Annotated in this window: 13 protein-coding genes and 1 tRNA gene; 1 reads left to right on the top strand and 13 read right to left on the bottom strand. The window is 62.2% G+C overall.

The window, feature by feature from the left end:
• Positions 1-16: 16 nt before the first annotated feature.
• Positions 17-1,627 (bottom strand): L,D-transpeptidase family protein, encoded by a 1,611-nt coding sequence (locus JQ863_RS10560; protein WP_204114233.1) that lies wholly within the window; start codon positions 1,625-1,627, stop codon positions 17-19.
• A gap of 331 nt (positions 1,628-1,958) precedes the next feature.
• Here JQ863_RS10560 and mepK point away from each other — a divergent pair, with 331 nt between their 5' ends.
• On the top strand, positions 1,959-2,528 hold the full coding sequence (gene mepK, locus JQ863_RS10555) for a peptidoglycan L,D-endopeptidase MepK (RefSeq protein ID WP_204114232.1): 570 nt from the start codon (positions 1,959-1,961) through the stop codon (positions 2,526-2,528).
• A 103-nt stretch (positions 2,529-2,631) separates the two neighbouring features.
• Here mepK and JQ863_RS10550 read toward each other — a convergent pair whose 3' ends face one another.
• The 12 genes from JQ863_RS10550 to iscR form a co-directional block, all read right to left on the bottom strand.
• Complete coding sequence (locus JQ863_RS10550; RefSeq protein ID WP_204114231.1) at positions 2,632-5,328, bottom strand: AsmA family protein; 2,697 nt, start codon at positions 5,326-5,328, stop codon at positions 2,632-2,634.
• Positions 5,325-5,825 carry a hypothetical protein gene (locus JQ863_RS10545; RefSeq protein ID WP_204114230.1) on the bottom strand — a complete coding sequence of 167 codons (501 nt, stop codon included), beginning with the start codon at positions 5,823-5,825 and terminating at the stop codon, positions 5,325-5,327. The genes JQ863_RS10550 and JQ863_RS10545 overlap by 4 nt, the downstream gene beginning before the upstream one ends.
• A gap of 109 nt (positions 5,826-5,934) precedes the next feature.
• Positions 5,935-6,011 (bottom strand) — tRNA-Arg (locus tag JQ863_RS10540).
• 51 nt (positions 6,012-6,062) lie between these two features.
• Positions 6,063-7,283: a cysteine desulfurase gene (locus JQ863_RS10535; RefSeq protein ID WP_204114229.1), complete on the bottom strand. Its 1,221-nt coding sequence runs from the start codon at positions 7,281-7,283 to the stop codon at positions 6,063-6,065.
• Entirely contained in the window at positions 7,283-7,891 is a 609-nt protein-coding gene (locus JQ863_RS10530) for a YIP1 family protein (RefSeq protein ID WP_204114228.1), read from the bottom strand. Before JQ863_RS10530 ends, JQ863_RS10535 begins: the two co-directional genes overlap by 1 nt.
• The gene (locus tag JQ863_RS10525; RefSeq protein WP_204114227.1) at positions 7,888-8,373 is read right to left on the bottom strand and encodes a YIP1 family protein; all 486 of its coding nucleotides are present in this window, start codon (positions 8,371-8,373) and stop codon (positions 7,888-7,890) included. Before JQ863_RS10525 ends, JQ863_RS10530 begins: the two co-directional genes overlap by 4 nt.
• The gene (sufD, locus tag JQ863_RS10520; protein WP_204114226.1) at positions 8,373-9,656 is read right to left on the bottom strand and encodes a Fe-S cluster assembly protein SufD; all 1,284 of its coding nucleotides are present in this window, start codon (positions 9,654-9,656) and stop codon (positions 8,373-8,375) included. The genes JQ863_RS10525 and sufD overlap by 1 nt, the downstream gene beginning before the upstream one ends.
• The gene (sufC, locus tag JQ863_RS10515; protein ID WP_204114225.1) at positions 9,656-10,411 is read right to left on the bottom strand and encodes a Fe-S cluster assembly ATPase SufC; all 756 of its coding nucleotides are present in this window, start codon (positions 10,409-10,411) and stop codon (positions 9,656-9,658) included. Before sufC ends, sufD begins: the two co-directional genes overlap by 1 nt.
• Before the next feature lie 72 nt (positions 10,412-10,483).
• On the bottom strand, positions 10,484-10,723 hold the full coding sequence (locus JQ863_RS10510) for a hypothetical protein (protein WP_204114224.1): 240 nt from the start codon (positions 10,721-10,723) through the stop codon (positions 10,484-10,486).
• Positions 10,716-12,248, bottom strand: coding sequence for a Fe-S cluster assembly protein SufB (gene sufB / locus JQ863_RS10505; protein ID WP_204114223.1), 1,533 nt, complete (start codon positions 12,246-12,248; stop codon positions 10,716-10,718). Before sufB ends, JQ863_RS10510 begins: the two co-directional genes overlap by 8 nt.
• Positions 12,249-12,266: 18 nt before the next feature.
• Positions 12,267-13,307, bottom strand: coding sequence for a cysteine desulfurase family protein (locus JQ863_RS10500; protein WP_338055513.1), 1,041 nt, complete (start codon positions 13,305-13,307; stop codon positions 12,267-12,269).
• A gap of 109 nt (positions 13,308-13,416) precedes the next feature.
• Positions 13,417-13,878 carry a Fe-S cluster assembly transcriptional regulator IscR gene (gene iscR, locus JQ863_RS10495; protein WP_204114222.1) on the bottom strand — a complete coding sequence of 154 codons (462 nt, stop codon included), beginning with the start codon at positions 13,876-13,878 and terminating at the stop codon, positions 13,417-13,419.
• Positions 13,879-13,915 lie beyond the last annotated feature (37 nt).

Here is a 13,915-nt window from a genome sequence, read left to right as displayed (position 1 = left end):
GCTGCTTGCCGGGTATTTAGCTTTGATAGCCGCGCAATTCCACCCCTTCCGCATCAAGAGCCGACCAGATCCTGGCATCGCGGCCATAGACGTCGCGGCGGTATTGCACCGGGCCCTTGGCGTTGGTGAAAGCGGTGCGATAGATGATGTGAACCGGGATCGGCTGTTCCAGCTCAACCGTGGTCTCTCGGCGGGTGTCGAGAATGCGGTGGAAGAACGCCTTGGGGTTCTCTTCCTGCACCGCCAGCAGCGTATAGGCGAATTCGAACGGTTGCTGCAGACGGATGCAGCCATGGCTGAAGGCGCGCGTTTCACGTTTGAACAGCGACTTCTGCGGCGTGTCATGCAGATAGATGTTGTGCTTGTTGGGGAACATGAACTTCACCAGCCCCAGCGCGTTTGACCGCCCCGGCGCCTGCTTGATGTCAAAGGGGAAGTTCTTGGTCGAGTATTCGGTAAAATCCATCCCCTCGCGGCTGACCCGGCGGCCCGCCCCGTCGATCAGCGTCAGATGCCCGACCGCGTTCGGGTTCTTCTGCAGCATCGGCAGATATTCCTTGGTCGCGATCGAGCGCGGCACGTTCCAGGTCGGGTTGATGACCATATGCTCCATCACATCCGAAAACTCAGGGCTGCGGCGGTCATGCATGTTCTTGCCCACGACCGAGCGGGTCATGAAGGTGACCTTGCCGTCATCGACGATCCGCGCGTGGAAATCGGTGAGGTTCACCAGCACGTGACGCGGCCCCCGGTCGAGGTTCAACCAGCGTTCCCGCTCAAGCGCGACGATCACCGATTTCAGACGGTCCTCGGGGCTGACGTTGAGCATTTCGATCGTGCCCGGCCCGGCGATGCCGTCGCTCTCCAGCCCATGCGCGATCTGAAACGCCTGCACCGCCCGTTGCATCGCGCCGTCATAGCTGCGCGACGCGCTGCGGTCCATGAACCCAAGCGCGATCAGCCGGTTCCTGAGGGCGACCACGCGGTCACCGCTGTCACCCGGTTCAAGCTTGCCCTTGCCCGGCACGGTCGGTCCCCAGCCGCCCGCCTCGATCAGCATTTCCAGCCGCATCTTTTCCTTCATCAGGCGCGGGTACTCTGCCGTGCGCGGCGGCAGGCTGCGCATATATGCGTCCGGCTCGCTTGCGATCAGCCCGGTCAGATAGCTTTTGCGCGGCCGCAAAGGCACCTCACGAACGATCTGTCCATCAACCTTCGACGGCACCAGCATGCCGGTCTGCACATCGCGCGCATAGCGCAGGAACGTCTTGGACAGCGCCACCTCGACAAAGCCGAGGTCGCGCGCTGATTTCACCGAGGCCATCTGCGCGGTCAACGCATCGGCGTCATAGCGCTGTGGTGCAAGCCCGTGGTTCGACACATTGGTCAGCGCCTTCAACAGCGCGGCCCGGCGTGCCGTCGCAGTGGCATCCGAACTGGTCCAGACCGGGGCATACTGCCGCTCGCGATAGAACGCGGCCAGGTCTCGGTCATCGGCTGCCGCCTCTGCCACGGCCTGTTTGAACGCGGTCACTTCCGCCGTGGCCGGCGCCGCAACACCGATCAGAACAAGAAGACCAAGAAACAGGACAATCCGGTTCATCAGGAACAGTCGGATGGGGGTCATCGGGAAAAAACCTCGCGCGTGTGGTACTCAAATCTACTGATTTTCATTTGTGCGGAAGACACTTGCCCCTGTCCATTCACATTTCCTTCAGGCCGGAAAACTTTGCCGCGGGTGATGCACGGTTGCGTCGTCGCCCGCGGCGTCTGAGGAAGCGCCACAACATTTGGCAGAATTTCAGCAGAAATTCGCCGAAAATCCTTGCGACTTCCCGTTTGCCTGAATCCGCGCTTGGTCCACGATTCGAATTGTGCCATAAGACCCGTGCATCTGGGGATGAGATGAAGGCCGCGTAACATCGCGGCGCAGGTAGCGTAGGGACAGGCGCTTAACTATGACGACGAGTAGCTCTTTGGGCATGACACGGCGTGGCCTTTTGCGGGCCTTCGCAGCAACCGCAATCACAGCGGCACCAACCTTCTCGCATGCAGCAGGTTTCCTTAGGGGGTCGGGCGACATCCGCCGGATACGGATGTATTCCGGCCGCACCGGGGAACGGCTGGACACGATCTATTGGATCGAAGGCGATTACATCAAGGAAGCGGTTGAGGAAATCAACACGTTCATGCGCGACTGGCGCACCAATTCGGCGACCAAGATCGACCTTCGCACCATCGACATCATGGCCGCCTCGCACAATCTTCTCGATGTCAACGAACCCTATATGCTGCTGTCGGGCTACCGCAGCCCCGAGACCAACGCCATGCTGCGCCGCAAGTCGCGCGGCGTTGCCAAGAACTCGCTTCACATGAAGGGTCAGGCCGCTGACCTGCGTCTGGCGTCGCGGTCGGTGAACCAGATCTTCAAGGCGGCCTCGGCCTGTAATGCTGGTGGTGTTGGCCGCTATTCGCGGTCGAACTTCGTCCACATGGACTGCGGTCCGATCCGCACTTGGGGCGGTTGAACTGGGCGGCTGATCTGGGCGGCTGAACCGGGCTGTTAACCCAAACCACCGATCACCGGACAATCACAGGGCGCCTTTGGGCGTCCTTTTCATTTTGCGAAGGTCATTGCGGATCAAGCTGATAGACGCGGCAGGGCTGATGGTTCTGCACCACCGTCCGCACGCCGCGTTTTTCCCGACTCTCGCCTCCGGCGCGCACGATCGAGACATCCGGCTTGGTCAGCTTGCCCGTCACCTCGAAGGGAAAGGCGCTGCGCGCCAGCGGCCGCGTTGCCGGGCGCGGTTCGCCCCGCAGTGCGATCTGGTTTGCGGGGATATTGATCTTGCCCTTCAGGATCACCTGCACGGCGTCGGTTTCCAGAACCACCTGGTTTGACGAGAAGGTGCCGTTGTTGACCGTGACCGGCGCCACGAGGCAGGCAATCGGCGCCCTGCCCCGTCCTGCCCGGCCCGAGAACAGCCACGGGAACACCCCAAGGCCCGCAAGGTCGATCAACGAGGTCGCGATCTCGCCGTTCTTCATGTCGAACCGCGCCCAGCCGGTTGTACGGCGCAGCAACGGGACATCGCGGCCCAGATCCAGCGCGACGCCAAAGCTGCCACCGATTTTGCCGCTTGCGTCCATGTCGATCCGCAAAAGCCTTAACACCCGCGACAAGGACAGCCCGCTCATCGTGCCGTCGACATGCAGCGTGCCGGGATCAAGGATCACGTCCGACGTTGCCCCCAGCGTCACATGCGCCCCGGCCACGCGCGCCGTGAGCGGCCCGGCTGACAATTTGCCCCGGTTCATCACGACCCGGCTGTCGATACCCGAAAACGTGTCATTCCCCGTCAGGTGGTCGACCTTGATTCCGAACTCAAGGTCAAGCCGCCGCAGAACCCGCAACAGCATCGTCCGGCCCGGATCCAGTTGCACCACAAGCGGCTTTATCGCTCGTCCGTCCGGGGCCACGATCAGGGGTTTCGGGACACGGCGATCCTGCATCAACGACGGCTGTTCGCGCGCGTGTGAGTCCTGCCTGTTCGCCTTTGCCATGTCGACGCCAGAGCGGATCAGGCCAAGCAAACCGTCCAGATCAATCGCGGGCGAGAACAGCGCGCCGCGCAGGATGTTCTTGCGCGCTGTTTCCAGGTGCGACAGGTCCAGCCGCGCCGTGGTTCCATCGACATCAAGCCCAAGAAACATCGTGATATCAGAGCCTTCTGCCTCGGCTCCAAGCTCCAGCGCCACGGTGCCGATGTCGCTGTCAGGCAAGCCCAGAACCTGAAGCACCGCCCCGGCCCCCGTCACCGACATATCCGCCGCAAGGCTGGCGCCACGAAACCGGGTCAGGTCGGCAACCCGCGCCTGCCCGCGGAAACGCCACAGATCCGACGGGGTGCTTTCGGCCACCAGACGTTCAAGCGCAACCACCCCGCTTTCGTCCGACAGGGCAAAGCTGGCCTGCACCCGCCCCAGTTCGTCCAGATCCTCGGGCGAAATATCGGGAAAGATCATGTCGGCATGGCCGTTGAGCTGGCCCTCGAAGCGGAACGCCTTGAGCGCCAGCAGGTCCAGTATCTGCCCCTCGGCCACAAGAAACGGGTCCGCCGGGTCTCCGCTTTGCAGCCGAATCCCCGTCAACTCAAGCCGCCCGTCCTCGGCCCGGAACAGTTTGCCGACGCGGGCCGGGCCGATCTGGTCAAGCTCGGTGTCAAAGGCATTGGTATGTGCATCAATCGCGGCCAGTTCGAACTGGCCCCGACTGCCAAGGATATCTGCCGTGACCCGCAAAACCCGGATATCGCGCAGCCTTTGCGCGGGCGGGATGGTTGCGGCGTCCTCGACCAGCCTGAGGTCAGTTGCCAGGTCTATGCCGTCCAGCGTCAGCAGGTTCCCGGCCCGTCCCCGAACCATCAGCGACCTGCCCGCCCCGGTCCGCGCCCCAAGGTCGATCCTGTCCAGTTCGATCACGCCGGGCCGGTGATCCAGCGCAAAGGATAGCCTGCCCGATCCCTCCACGTCACCTTTCAGCGCCACGAGGTCGAGGAATCCCTGAAGGTCAGGCGAGGTCAAGGTGATGTCGGCTCCGAACCCGTCCGTGACCCCGTCCCGGTAGGGCGCGCCGGAAATGTCCAACTGCTGACGGCCAAACATCGCCGCGATGGAAAAATCCGCACCGCGCGGAAAATCCCCGGTTACCTCAAACGGCTGGCCGTTCATTGCGCCATGGCTGGTCAGTGTCACCGGATTGTCCGACCCGGTGTAGTCCAGCAGAAACGCCTGAAGGTCGAACAGGAAGTCAAAGCCGCTTTGATCGTTGATGAGCTTTAGCCGGATGTTCTGGATATCAATCCGCTTGTCATAGAAAACCCGCAACAGATTGCTTTTGGGTTTGCCATTGTCCCCGGTTGCGGTGAACAAGCCGCCGGTCTGGGTCCAGCTGGTCCGCCCGGCGCTGTCGCGATAGGCCTCGGCATCCAGATCGCGCACAACAAGGTCCTGGATCGGGAAACGGCCCTCCAGAAGCGCCGCCAGCGGAACCGAGAATTGCGCCGCGCCCAATGACGCGGTGATGCGGTCCGGCATCGTGGTCGAGGGGATATGCGCGTCGACCACTGAAAACCGCAGCCGGCGCGACAGGGACACCGACACATCTCCGTCAATGATGACGGGTATTTTCAGCTCCTCGGACAGGGCGCGCGATACCAGATCGCGCCGCAGCTTGGAAAACATCGCGCTTTCCAGCACCAGCCACGGCAGCACGACCAGAAGCAGCAGAACAACCGCGCCCGCCCAAATCGCCCCGCGTCTCATTCGGCGACCTGCCTGTCCTGTTCCTCCTGGCATTTCAGAACCTCGGCGACGGCGCGTCTGGTTCCTGTCAGGCTGATTTCGAACTGGATGCCCCCGCTGCCCGCGATCGTCAGCGCGCGGCCCTGTTCAAAATTCTCAAGGAACTCGGGGTTGTTGAAAAAGGCTGACCCACCGCGCCAGTCGCCTTCGATGACCGAGCGGGTTTCGCCTTCAAACAGGTCGCGTCCGAAATCGAACCGGGCGATGCCGCTCTTGTTCGGTTCGATCCCGGTCCAGTCCCGGTTCAGCGCCGCGATATAGCCGCCATCTTCCTGCGGCAACACACCGACGCGCACCTTGGTGCCGTCCGCCATCACCGTTTCCATCAGGCAACCCCGTCCGACCGCCGGGTCAACGATGATCTGCCACGGCCCGGATGTGCGCCAGTCCTCGCGGCTCTCGGCCACGGCAATCACCGGCAGCACCCCCAGGGCGCACAGGATAAGGGCCTGTTTCATCGTGCAAATCCCGCAAGCTTCGTCTTGCGCAGGATAGCAACACCGCCGCCAAAAGAAATAGCGCCGATGCAAAGGTCGCAGCCGCGTCAGATCCAGACAAAAGGGAAGATGGCGCACCCGACAGGATTCGAACCTGTGGCCTCTGCCTTCGGAGGGCAGCGCTCTATCCAGCTGAGCTACGGGTGCCTTGGGCGGGGTATAGCCAGCGCGTTGCCCGCCCGCAATCGCAAAATGAGATCAGGCGAACAACTCGTGCGCCAGTTCCAGCGCGTCGACCAGCGTGTCGATCTCATCCGTGGTGTTGTAAAGTCCAAACGAGGCGCGGCAAGTGGCGGTCAGGCCGAGAAAATCCATCAGAGGCCCGGCACAGTGATGCCCCGCCCGCACCGCGACCCCGCGCTTGTCGAGAATCGTGGAAATATCATGGGCATGGGCCGCCCCGTCCAGCGTGAACGAGAAGATCGCCGCCTTGCCCGGCGCATTGCCCTGCACCTGAAGCCAGTTCAGCCCGGCGAATTTCGTCATCGCGTAATCGCGCAGGGACGCCTCATGCGCCGCGACATTTTCCATGCCAAGGTCCATCAGGTAGTCCAGCGCCACGCCGAATCCGATGGTCTGGACGATGCCCGGCGTGCCGGCCTCGAATTTCATCGGCGGGTCGTTGTAAATGACGCTGTCCTTGTGGACCTCGCGGATCATGTCGCCGCCGCCAAGGAAGGGGCGCATCTGGGCCATCCGCTCCTTGCGGCAGTAGATCGCGCCGGACCCGGAAGGGCCATAAAGCTTGTGACCGGTGATGGCATAGAAATCACAGCCCATGTCGGTCACGTCGACGGGCATATGGACCGACCCCTGCGAGCCGTCGACCAGCGTCGCGATCCCGCGTTCGCGGGCGGCGTGGCAGATGGTTTTCACATCGACCACGGTGCCAAGGACGTTGGAACACTGGGTGATGGCGACCAGCTTGGTCTTGTCGCTCATGGCGTCGATGACTGCCTGCGGGTCAAGGCTGCCATCTGCGGCGACATCCACCCATTTCAGCACCACCCCCTGCCGTTCCCGCAGGAAATGCCAGGGCACGATATTGGCGTGGTGTTCCATCACCGAAAGGACGATCTCATCCCCCGCCTGAAGCTGCGGCATGGCCCAGGAATAGGCCACCATGTTGATGCCTTCCGTGGTGCCCGAGTTCAGGACGATCTCATCCTCATCCGCCACGTTCAGGAAGCGGGCGATCTTGCCGCGCACGGCTTCGTAATTGTCGGTGGCCAGATTGGAAAGGAAGTGCAAACCCCTGTGAACATTGGAATATTCATGTTCATAAGCGCGTGTCACCGCGTCGATCACCACCTTCGGCTTCTGCGCCGAAGCGCCGTTGTCGAGATAGGTCAGCGGCTTGCCGTTCACCTCTCGGGACAGGATCGGGAAATCGGCGCGGATTGCGTTTACGTCATACATCAGACAGGTCCCATCGCGGCCAGGCCAAGCACGGCAAAGAAGACCGAAATCCCCAGCACCGCGCCCATCATGGTCATGAAAATCATCAAAAACGCCTTGCCCACAGAGCCAAAGCCGTGGGCCTCGTTCATGAAATTGGCAAAGATCCAGACGCCGTAAAGGCTGGCGCCCAGATCGAAAATACCGGCCAGTCCCGGCAGGAACAGCATCAGGACCAGCGCCCCGACCTGCACCATAACCTGCAGGAATTGCAGCCAGGCGACCATCAACAGGATCGTCGGGAAGGCCGCGTTGCCCCCCATCGCACGCCCGCCCCAGAAGAACAGGAAGACCAATCCGATAGAGACGGATGCTAGCAACACGAACATGACACCAGGTGTTATGCGGAACAAGAAAAGCTCTGGTCTTCCTGCAAGCTCGCGAAGCACTTCTTCGGGGATCGGGAACAACAGGTTCGTGATCTGGAAGGCCAGCGTGTTGAGGACACAGGCGAGGACCAGCATGGTCCAGAGCGCCTCGCGCTCGAAATTCATCGCCATCAGGCGATGCGCTGCGGCCTTGGGGTCGCGGATGGTCTCGATGGTCAGGTCCTTCAGGAACGCGATCATGCCGCCCCCTTCCCGGCCACCAACAGGCCCGAGATCCAGAACCAGAGGAACACCAGTACCCAGATCAGCCCCACCGATTGCAGCCCGATGCCCGGCCCGATGAACCCGGCAATCAGCCCGTGCAGCAACAGGATCGGCCCCGTGGCCAGAAACGCCCAGAACAACGCGATGCGGGTGGCATAACCCGAGGGTTTGCGCCCCACCGCCCGCAGGATGAGGTTCGACAGAAAGGCCAGCACGTAAAGCGCAAGGGGGGCGATGAACATCCAGCCCAGAAGCGCGCCACCCAGCATCGGGTTCAGCTCGTCCCCGGTCAGATGCGCCTCGCGGCTGAGACGCGGCCATTGCGCGATGAACATGACAAGGCAGCCCGCCATCAGGATGGCAAGCGCGCGGTCTTCGCGCGGCCCCATGTCAAGGAACCGCCGGATCACCCGATGCGGTCCCCGATACATGGCCATCATGTCACGCGTGACGGACATCAGCCGCGCCGACGCTCCAGCCAGCCTTCGAGACGGCCGTTGATCTCATCCGCGATCTCTTCGTTCTCGATCTCGTCCACCGCTTCGGCAAGGAAGGCCAGCGTCAGAAGGTCGGTCGCGATGTCCTTGGGCACGCCACGGGCACGCAGATAGAACAGCGCGTCCTCGTCGATGGCGCCGGAGGTGGACCCGTGCGAACAGGCGACGTCATCGGCATAGATTTCCAGTTCCGGCTTGGCCAGGAACTGGCTGTCGTCATCCAGAAGCAGGCTTTGCGAGATCTGGTAGCCATCGGTCTTCTGCGCGCCGGGTTTCACAAGGATCTTGCCCTGGAACACGCCGGTTGCGCCGTTGCGCAGCACCTTCTTGAAGACCTGACGGCTTTCGCAGTTTACCGCGTCATGGGTGATGAAGACCGTGTCGTCATGGTGGAAATCGCCATCCCCAAGGCAGGCCCCGGCCACATGCGCCACGGCGTCATCTCCGGTCAGTTCGATCACGGTCTCGTTGCGGGTCAGGACACCGTTCACCGTGAGGGTGAAAGATTTATAGACGCTTTCCTTGCCCAGACGCGCGAACATATGCGCCGCCGCGCGGCGCTCGTGGTCGCGGCCCTGCGCGCGGATGTGGTGCAGCGTGCCGCCATCGGCGATGTCGATCTCGAAACACTTGTTGAACCGCGCCGCGGCGGGACCGTTTTCAAGGATCGTCGCCTCGGCCCCGGATTCGACCCGGACCACGTGATGCAGGAACACGTCCGAGGTTTCGGATTCGTGGGTATAGATCAGGCTGATCGGTTTCGACGGCTTGCCCGTGACGCGGATCGTGACCCCGTCGCCGGCAAAGGCGGTGTTCAGCGCCGCCAGCGGGCGTTCCACGGGGTCATGGCTGTTGGCTTCCAGCGTGCCATAGAAATCCTCGGCCCAGTGGTTGTCCTGACAGCAGACATCCTCAAGCCGGTCGATCTCGACCCCTTCCAGCGTCAGGTCGTCGGACAGATCGGCGTTGAACACGCCGTCGACAAAGACGATTTTCAGCCGGTCGATGGCGTCGAAAACCCAGGCCTCGTCCGACGCGAACACCGCCGCCTTGGGCGCCTCGGGCTGAACCAGCGTGTCGGGACGGGTGAATTTCCAGTATTCGTCGCGGCGCGCCGGCAGGCCCATCGCCCGCACCCGCGCCAGCGCCGATTGCCGGGCGGTTTTGGTACAGCCGACGTCCGGCACGGTCATCGCCGCCAGCCGTTCCTCGGTTGCATTCAGTTTGCGATCATCCAGAGCCATTACGCCACCTCGGAGAGAATGTCGGCATAGCCGTTCTGCTCGACCTCAAGCGCCAGTTCCGGCCCGCCGGTCTTGACGATGCGACCATCGGCCATGATGTGAACGACGTCCGGCTTGATGTGGTCCAGAAGCCGCTGGTAGTGGGTGATGACAAGGAAACCGCGCCCTGCGTCGCGCAGCGCGTTGACACCTTCCGACACCAGCTTCATCGCGTCGACGTCCAGCCCCGAGTCGGTCTCGTCCAGAATGCACATCTTGGGTTCCAGCATCGCCATCTGCAGGATCTCGTTGCGCTTCTTCTCACCACCCGAGAAGCCGACGTTGACGGGACGTTTCAGCATGTCGGCGTCAATCTTCAGGGTTTTCGCCTTGGCGCGGATTACCTTCAGGAACTCGGCTGCCGACATTTCCTCTTGCCCGCGTGCCTTGCGCTGCGCGTTCACAGCTGTGCGCAGGAAGGTCATGTTGCCGACACCGGGGATTTCCACCGGGTATTGGAACGCCAGGAACAGACCCAGCGCGGCGCGTTCTTCCGGTTCCAGTTCCAGCAGGTCTTCGCCCTCAAGCGTGGCCGAACCCTCGGTCACCTCATACCCGTCGCGCCCCGAAAGGACATAGGACAAGGTCGATTTGCCCGACCCGTTCGGACCCATGATCGCATGCACCTTGCCCGCCTCGACGGTCAGGTCGACGCCCTTCAGGATCTGCTTGTCCTCTTCTTCAAGTTTGACCTTCAGGTTCTTGATTTCCAACATGTTTTCTATCCTGACTTTCTCCGTGCAGCGATCCGTTGACCACCGCGTTATTCCTGCATCGCCATCAGGCGATCATTTGTTCCGTTCGTCTGGGCGGCTCTGCCCACTGAGTTGCCGTGTCTCGATCAGATGCACCAGCACCTTGCCCACAACCGCGCCCGCAACCGCCCCGACGCCGATGGCGAAAACCGGGTTCACGAATTGCATGTGGAAGATCTGGACATAAAGCACGCCCAGCCCCCCGCCCAGCACCGGGCACACATAGGGCGCGGCCGAGGCAATCCGTTGCGATGTGGTGGGCCTGTTATCCAACGGAGCCCTCCAGCGAAATCGCCACCAATTGTTGCGCTTCCATGGCGAATTCCATCGGCAGCGCCTGCAGCACTTCCTTGGCAAAACCGTTCACGATCAGCGCCACGGCCTCTTCCTCGTCCATGCCGCGCTGACGGCAATAGAACATCTGTTCGTCATCGACCTTGGACGTCGTCGCCTCATGCTCAACCCGGGACGAGTTGTTCTTGACCTCGATGTAAGGCACCGTATGCGCCCCGCATTTGTCACCGATCAGAAGGCTGTCGCACTGGGTATAGTTGCGGCTGTTCTTGGCTTTGGGGTGCATCGACACCAGCCCGCGATAAGTGTTCTGTGCAAACCCGGCCGAGATGCCCTTGGACACGATGCGGCTTTTGGTGTTCTTGCCCAGATGGATCATCTTGGTGCCGGTATCGGCCTGCTGGTGATTGTTGGTGATCGCGATCGAATAGAACTCGCCCTGTGAATCATCGCCGCGCAGGATGCAGCTGGGGTATTTCCACGTCACGGCAGAGCCGGTTTCGACCTGCGTCCACATCACCTTGGCCCGGTCGCCCCGGCAATCGGCACGCTTGGTCACGAAGTTATAGATCCCGCCTTTGCCGTTCTCGTCACCGGGATACCAATTCTGCACCGTGGAATATTTCACCTCGGCGTCTTCCTCGATGATGATCTCGACCACGGCGGCATGCAGCTGCGAGGTGTCGCGCTGGGGCGCGGTGCAGCCCTCAAGATAGGACACATAGCTGCCCTTGTCGGCGATGATCAGCGTGCGTTCGAACTGCCCGGTGTTCTCGGCGTTGATGCGGAAATAGGTCGACAGTTCCATCGGGCAGCGCACGCCCGGCGGCACATAGACAAACGAGCCGTCCGAGAAAACGGCACTGTTCAACGTGGCATAGAAGTTGTCGCTGACCGGAACCACCGAGCCGAGGTATTTCTTCACCAGTTCGGGGTGTTCCTTGATCGCTTCCGAGATCGAGCAGAAGATCACGCCCGCCTCTTTCAACTCCTTCTGGAAGGTCGTGCCGACAGACACGGAGTCAAACACCGCATCCACCGCGACCTTGCGGCCCTCGGCAGGCGCTTCGTCCGCACCTTCGACCCCGGCCAGGATCATCTGTTCCTTCAACGGGATGCCCAGCTTTTCATACGTGGCCAGAAGCTTGGGGTCGACCTCGTCCAGCGATTTCGGTTTCACTTCCATCGATTTCGGACGGGCATAGTAATACTGGTCCTGGAAATCGATTTCCGGGTAGTCGACCATGGCCCAATCGGGTTCTTCCTTGGTCAGCCAGCGCTCATAGGCCGCCAGCCGCCATTCGGTCATCCATTCGGGCTCTTCGTTGCGCTCGGAAATCAGGCGCACGATATCCGGGGTCAGCCCCTTGGGGGCATAATCCATCTCGATATCGGTTTCCCAGCCATATTTGTACTTGCCGCCAACCTCGCGGACCGCGTCGACGGTTTCCTGGTCGACGCCTTCCTTGACCTGAACGTCCTGCGTCTGTTCCAAAGTGGCCATGTGCTCTCCTGTCACGTCTCACGCCGCGCGGGCGCGGAATTTCTTTTCCTGGGTCAGCCAGGCCCTTGCAAAGCCCAGCACCTCTTGTTCCGTTGTCTCCGGCCCGAGCGAGACCCGGATGGCCCCGCTTGCCGCGCTGTCGTCGAAGCCCATCGCCAGCAACACGGCGCTGGCCCTGACCTTGCCCGAGGAACAGGCGGACCCGGCGCTGATCGCGTAACCGGCCAGGTCCATCTGCATCACCTGCGTCTCGCCCTTCCAGCCGGGCGTGACGATACAGGAGGTATTGGGCAGGCGTTTTTCGCCTTTCCCGACAAAAATGGTCTCTTTCGCGTCAGCGGCAAGGGTCTCTTCCAGCAAATCGCGCAGATTTGCAACCCGATCCCAGACCCCGGACGACAAGTCGCGGACCGCAGCGCTGGCGGCGGCGGCGAAACCGGCGGCACCGATGATGTTCTCGGTTCCCGCGCGGCGGCCCATTTCCTGCCCGCCGCCTTTCAGCTGCGCCGCAATATCCGTGCCGCGCTTGACCACCAGCGCGCCGATCCCTTTCGGCCCGCCCAGCTTATGCGCCGAAATCAGCGCCATGGTCGCGCCGGACCAGTTGAAGGCGATCGGCAGCTTGCCGAAACCTTGCGTCATGTCACTGACCAACAGACCCTCAGGCAGTTCCTGCACGATCCCGGTCTCGGAATTGGCGATCTGCAGCGTCGATGCACCGGGATCGGTGACCGTCACCATCCCGTCTGCCCCCACGGTCAGCACTTCCTCGACCCAGGCCCGCACCGCATCATGTTCGATGCCCGCGCCCTGAACGCCCCGCCCCTGCAGGGCAAGCGCCGCCGCCTCGGTGGCGCCCGAGGTAAAGATCACATCCGCCCCGTCCGCGCCAAAGGCCGAGGCAACCTCGGCCCGTGCCTTTTCCAGCAGGCCCTTGGCGGCCCGACCCTCGGCATGCACGCTCGACGGGTTGCCGACCACATCCATCGCCGCGATCATCGCATCACGCGCCTCGGCCCGCAGCGGCGCGGTGGCGTTATGGTCCAGATAGGCTCTCACCCCCGCCCCTTCCTCTTGCCGGAAATACCTCGGGGGTGAAGTTTGAAAACTCGGCGAGTTTTCAAACGAGGGGGCAGCGCCCCCATGCCCGCCAAAAGGTGCAGCGATCTCATTCGTCGTCCACCACGGCAAACAGGTTCGGCACCGCCGGACATGGGGCGATCTCGTTACGGATGATGTCGCTCAGCCGGGTCTGGTGCAGGAAGACATAGACATGGGCCGACAGCCCCTCCCACACGCGGTTGGCCATGGATTGCGCGCGCGATCCCGACAAACCACCCTTGGCCGCCGCGCCCGTGTGCAGCGCGGACACGGTTTCATCCACCGCGGCAAGGATATCGACCACGCGGATATCCGACACCGGGCGCGCCAGCTTGTAGCCACCACCCGGCCCGCGCACCGATTCCACCAGTTCCGCGCGGCGCAGCTTGACGAAAAGCTGTTCCAGATAGGCCAGGGAAATATCCTGCCGCTTCGAAATTTCGGCCAGAGTCACCAGCGCGTCCTCGGGCTGCAGGGCGATGTCGGCAAGCGCCACCAGCGCATAACGCCCCTTGGTTGACAGTTTCATCCCACGCGACCCCGCGAATTGATTGACGATCCCGCCT

The organism is Shimia biformata, assembly GCF_016888515.1.
Classification (GTDB): Bacteria; Pseudomonadota; Alphaproteobacteria; order Rhodobacterales; family Rhodobacteraceae; genus Shimia_A; species Shimia_A biformata.
The sequence above is the reverse complement of the archived record's forward strand: the minus strand, read 5'-3'. Positions and strand labels throughout refer to the sequence as shown.

Coding starts and splice junctions, on each gene's coding strand:
- JQ863_RS10560 (WP_204114233.1), bottom strand. CDS start 1,627: ATGACCCCCATCCGACTGTTCCTGATGAACCGGATTGTCCTGTTTCTT.
- mepK (WP_204114232.1), top strand. CDS start 1,959: ATGACGACGAGTAGCTCTTTGGGCATGACACGGCGTGGCCTTTTGCGG.
- JQ863_RS10550 (WP_204114231.1), bottom strand. CDS start 5,328: ATGAGACGCGGGGCGATTTGGGCGGGCGCGGTTGTTCTGCTGCTTCTG.
- JQ863_RS10545 (WP_204114230.1), bottom strand. CDS start 5,825: ATGAAACAGGCCCTTATCCTGTGCGCCCTGGGGGTGCTGCCGGTGATT.
- JQ863_RS10535 (WP_204114229.1), bottom strand. CDS start 7,283: ATGTATGACGTAAACGCAATCCGCGCCGATTTCCCGATCCTGTCCCGA.
- JQ863_RS10530 (WP_204114228.1), bottom strand. CDS start 7,891: ATGATCGCGTTCCTGAAGGACCTGACCATCGAGACCATCCGCGACCCC.
- JQ863_RS10525 (WP_204114227.1), bottom strand. CDS start 8,373: ATGTCCGTCACGCGTGACATGATGGCCATGTATCGGGGACCGCATCGG.
- sufD (WP_204114226.1), bottom strand. CDS start 9,656: ATGGCTCTGGATGATCGCAAACTGAATGCAACCGAGGAACGGCTGGCG.
- sufC (WP_204114225.1), bottom strand. CDS start 10,411: ATGTTGGAAATCAAGAACCTGAAGGTCAAACTTGAAGAAGAGGACAAG.
- sufB (WP_204114223.1), bottom strand. CDS start 12,248: ATGGCCACTTTGGAACAGACGCAGGACGTTCAGGTCAAGGAAGGCGTC.
- iscR (WP_204114222.1), bottom strand. CDS start 13,878: ATGAAACTGTCAACCAAGGGGCGTTATGCGCTGGTGGCGCTTGCCGAC.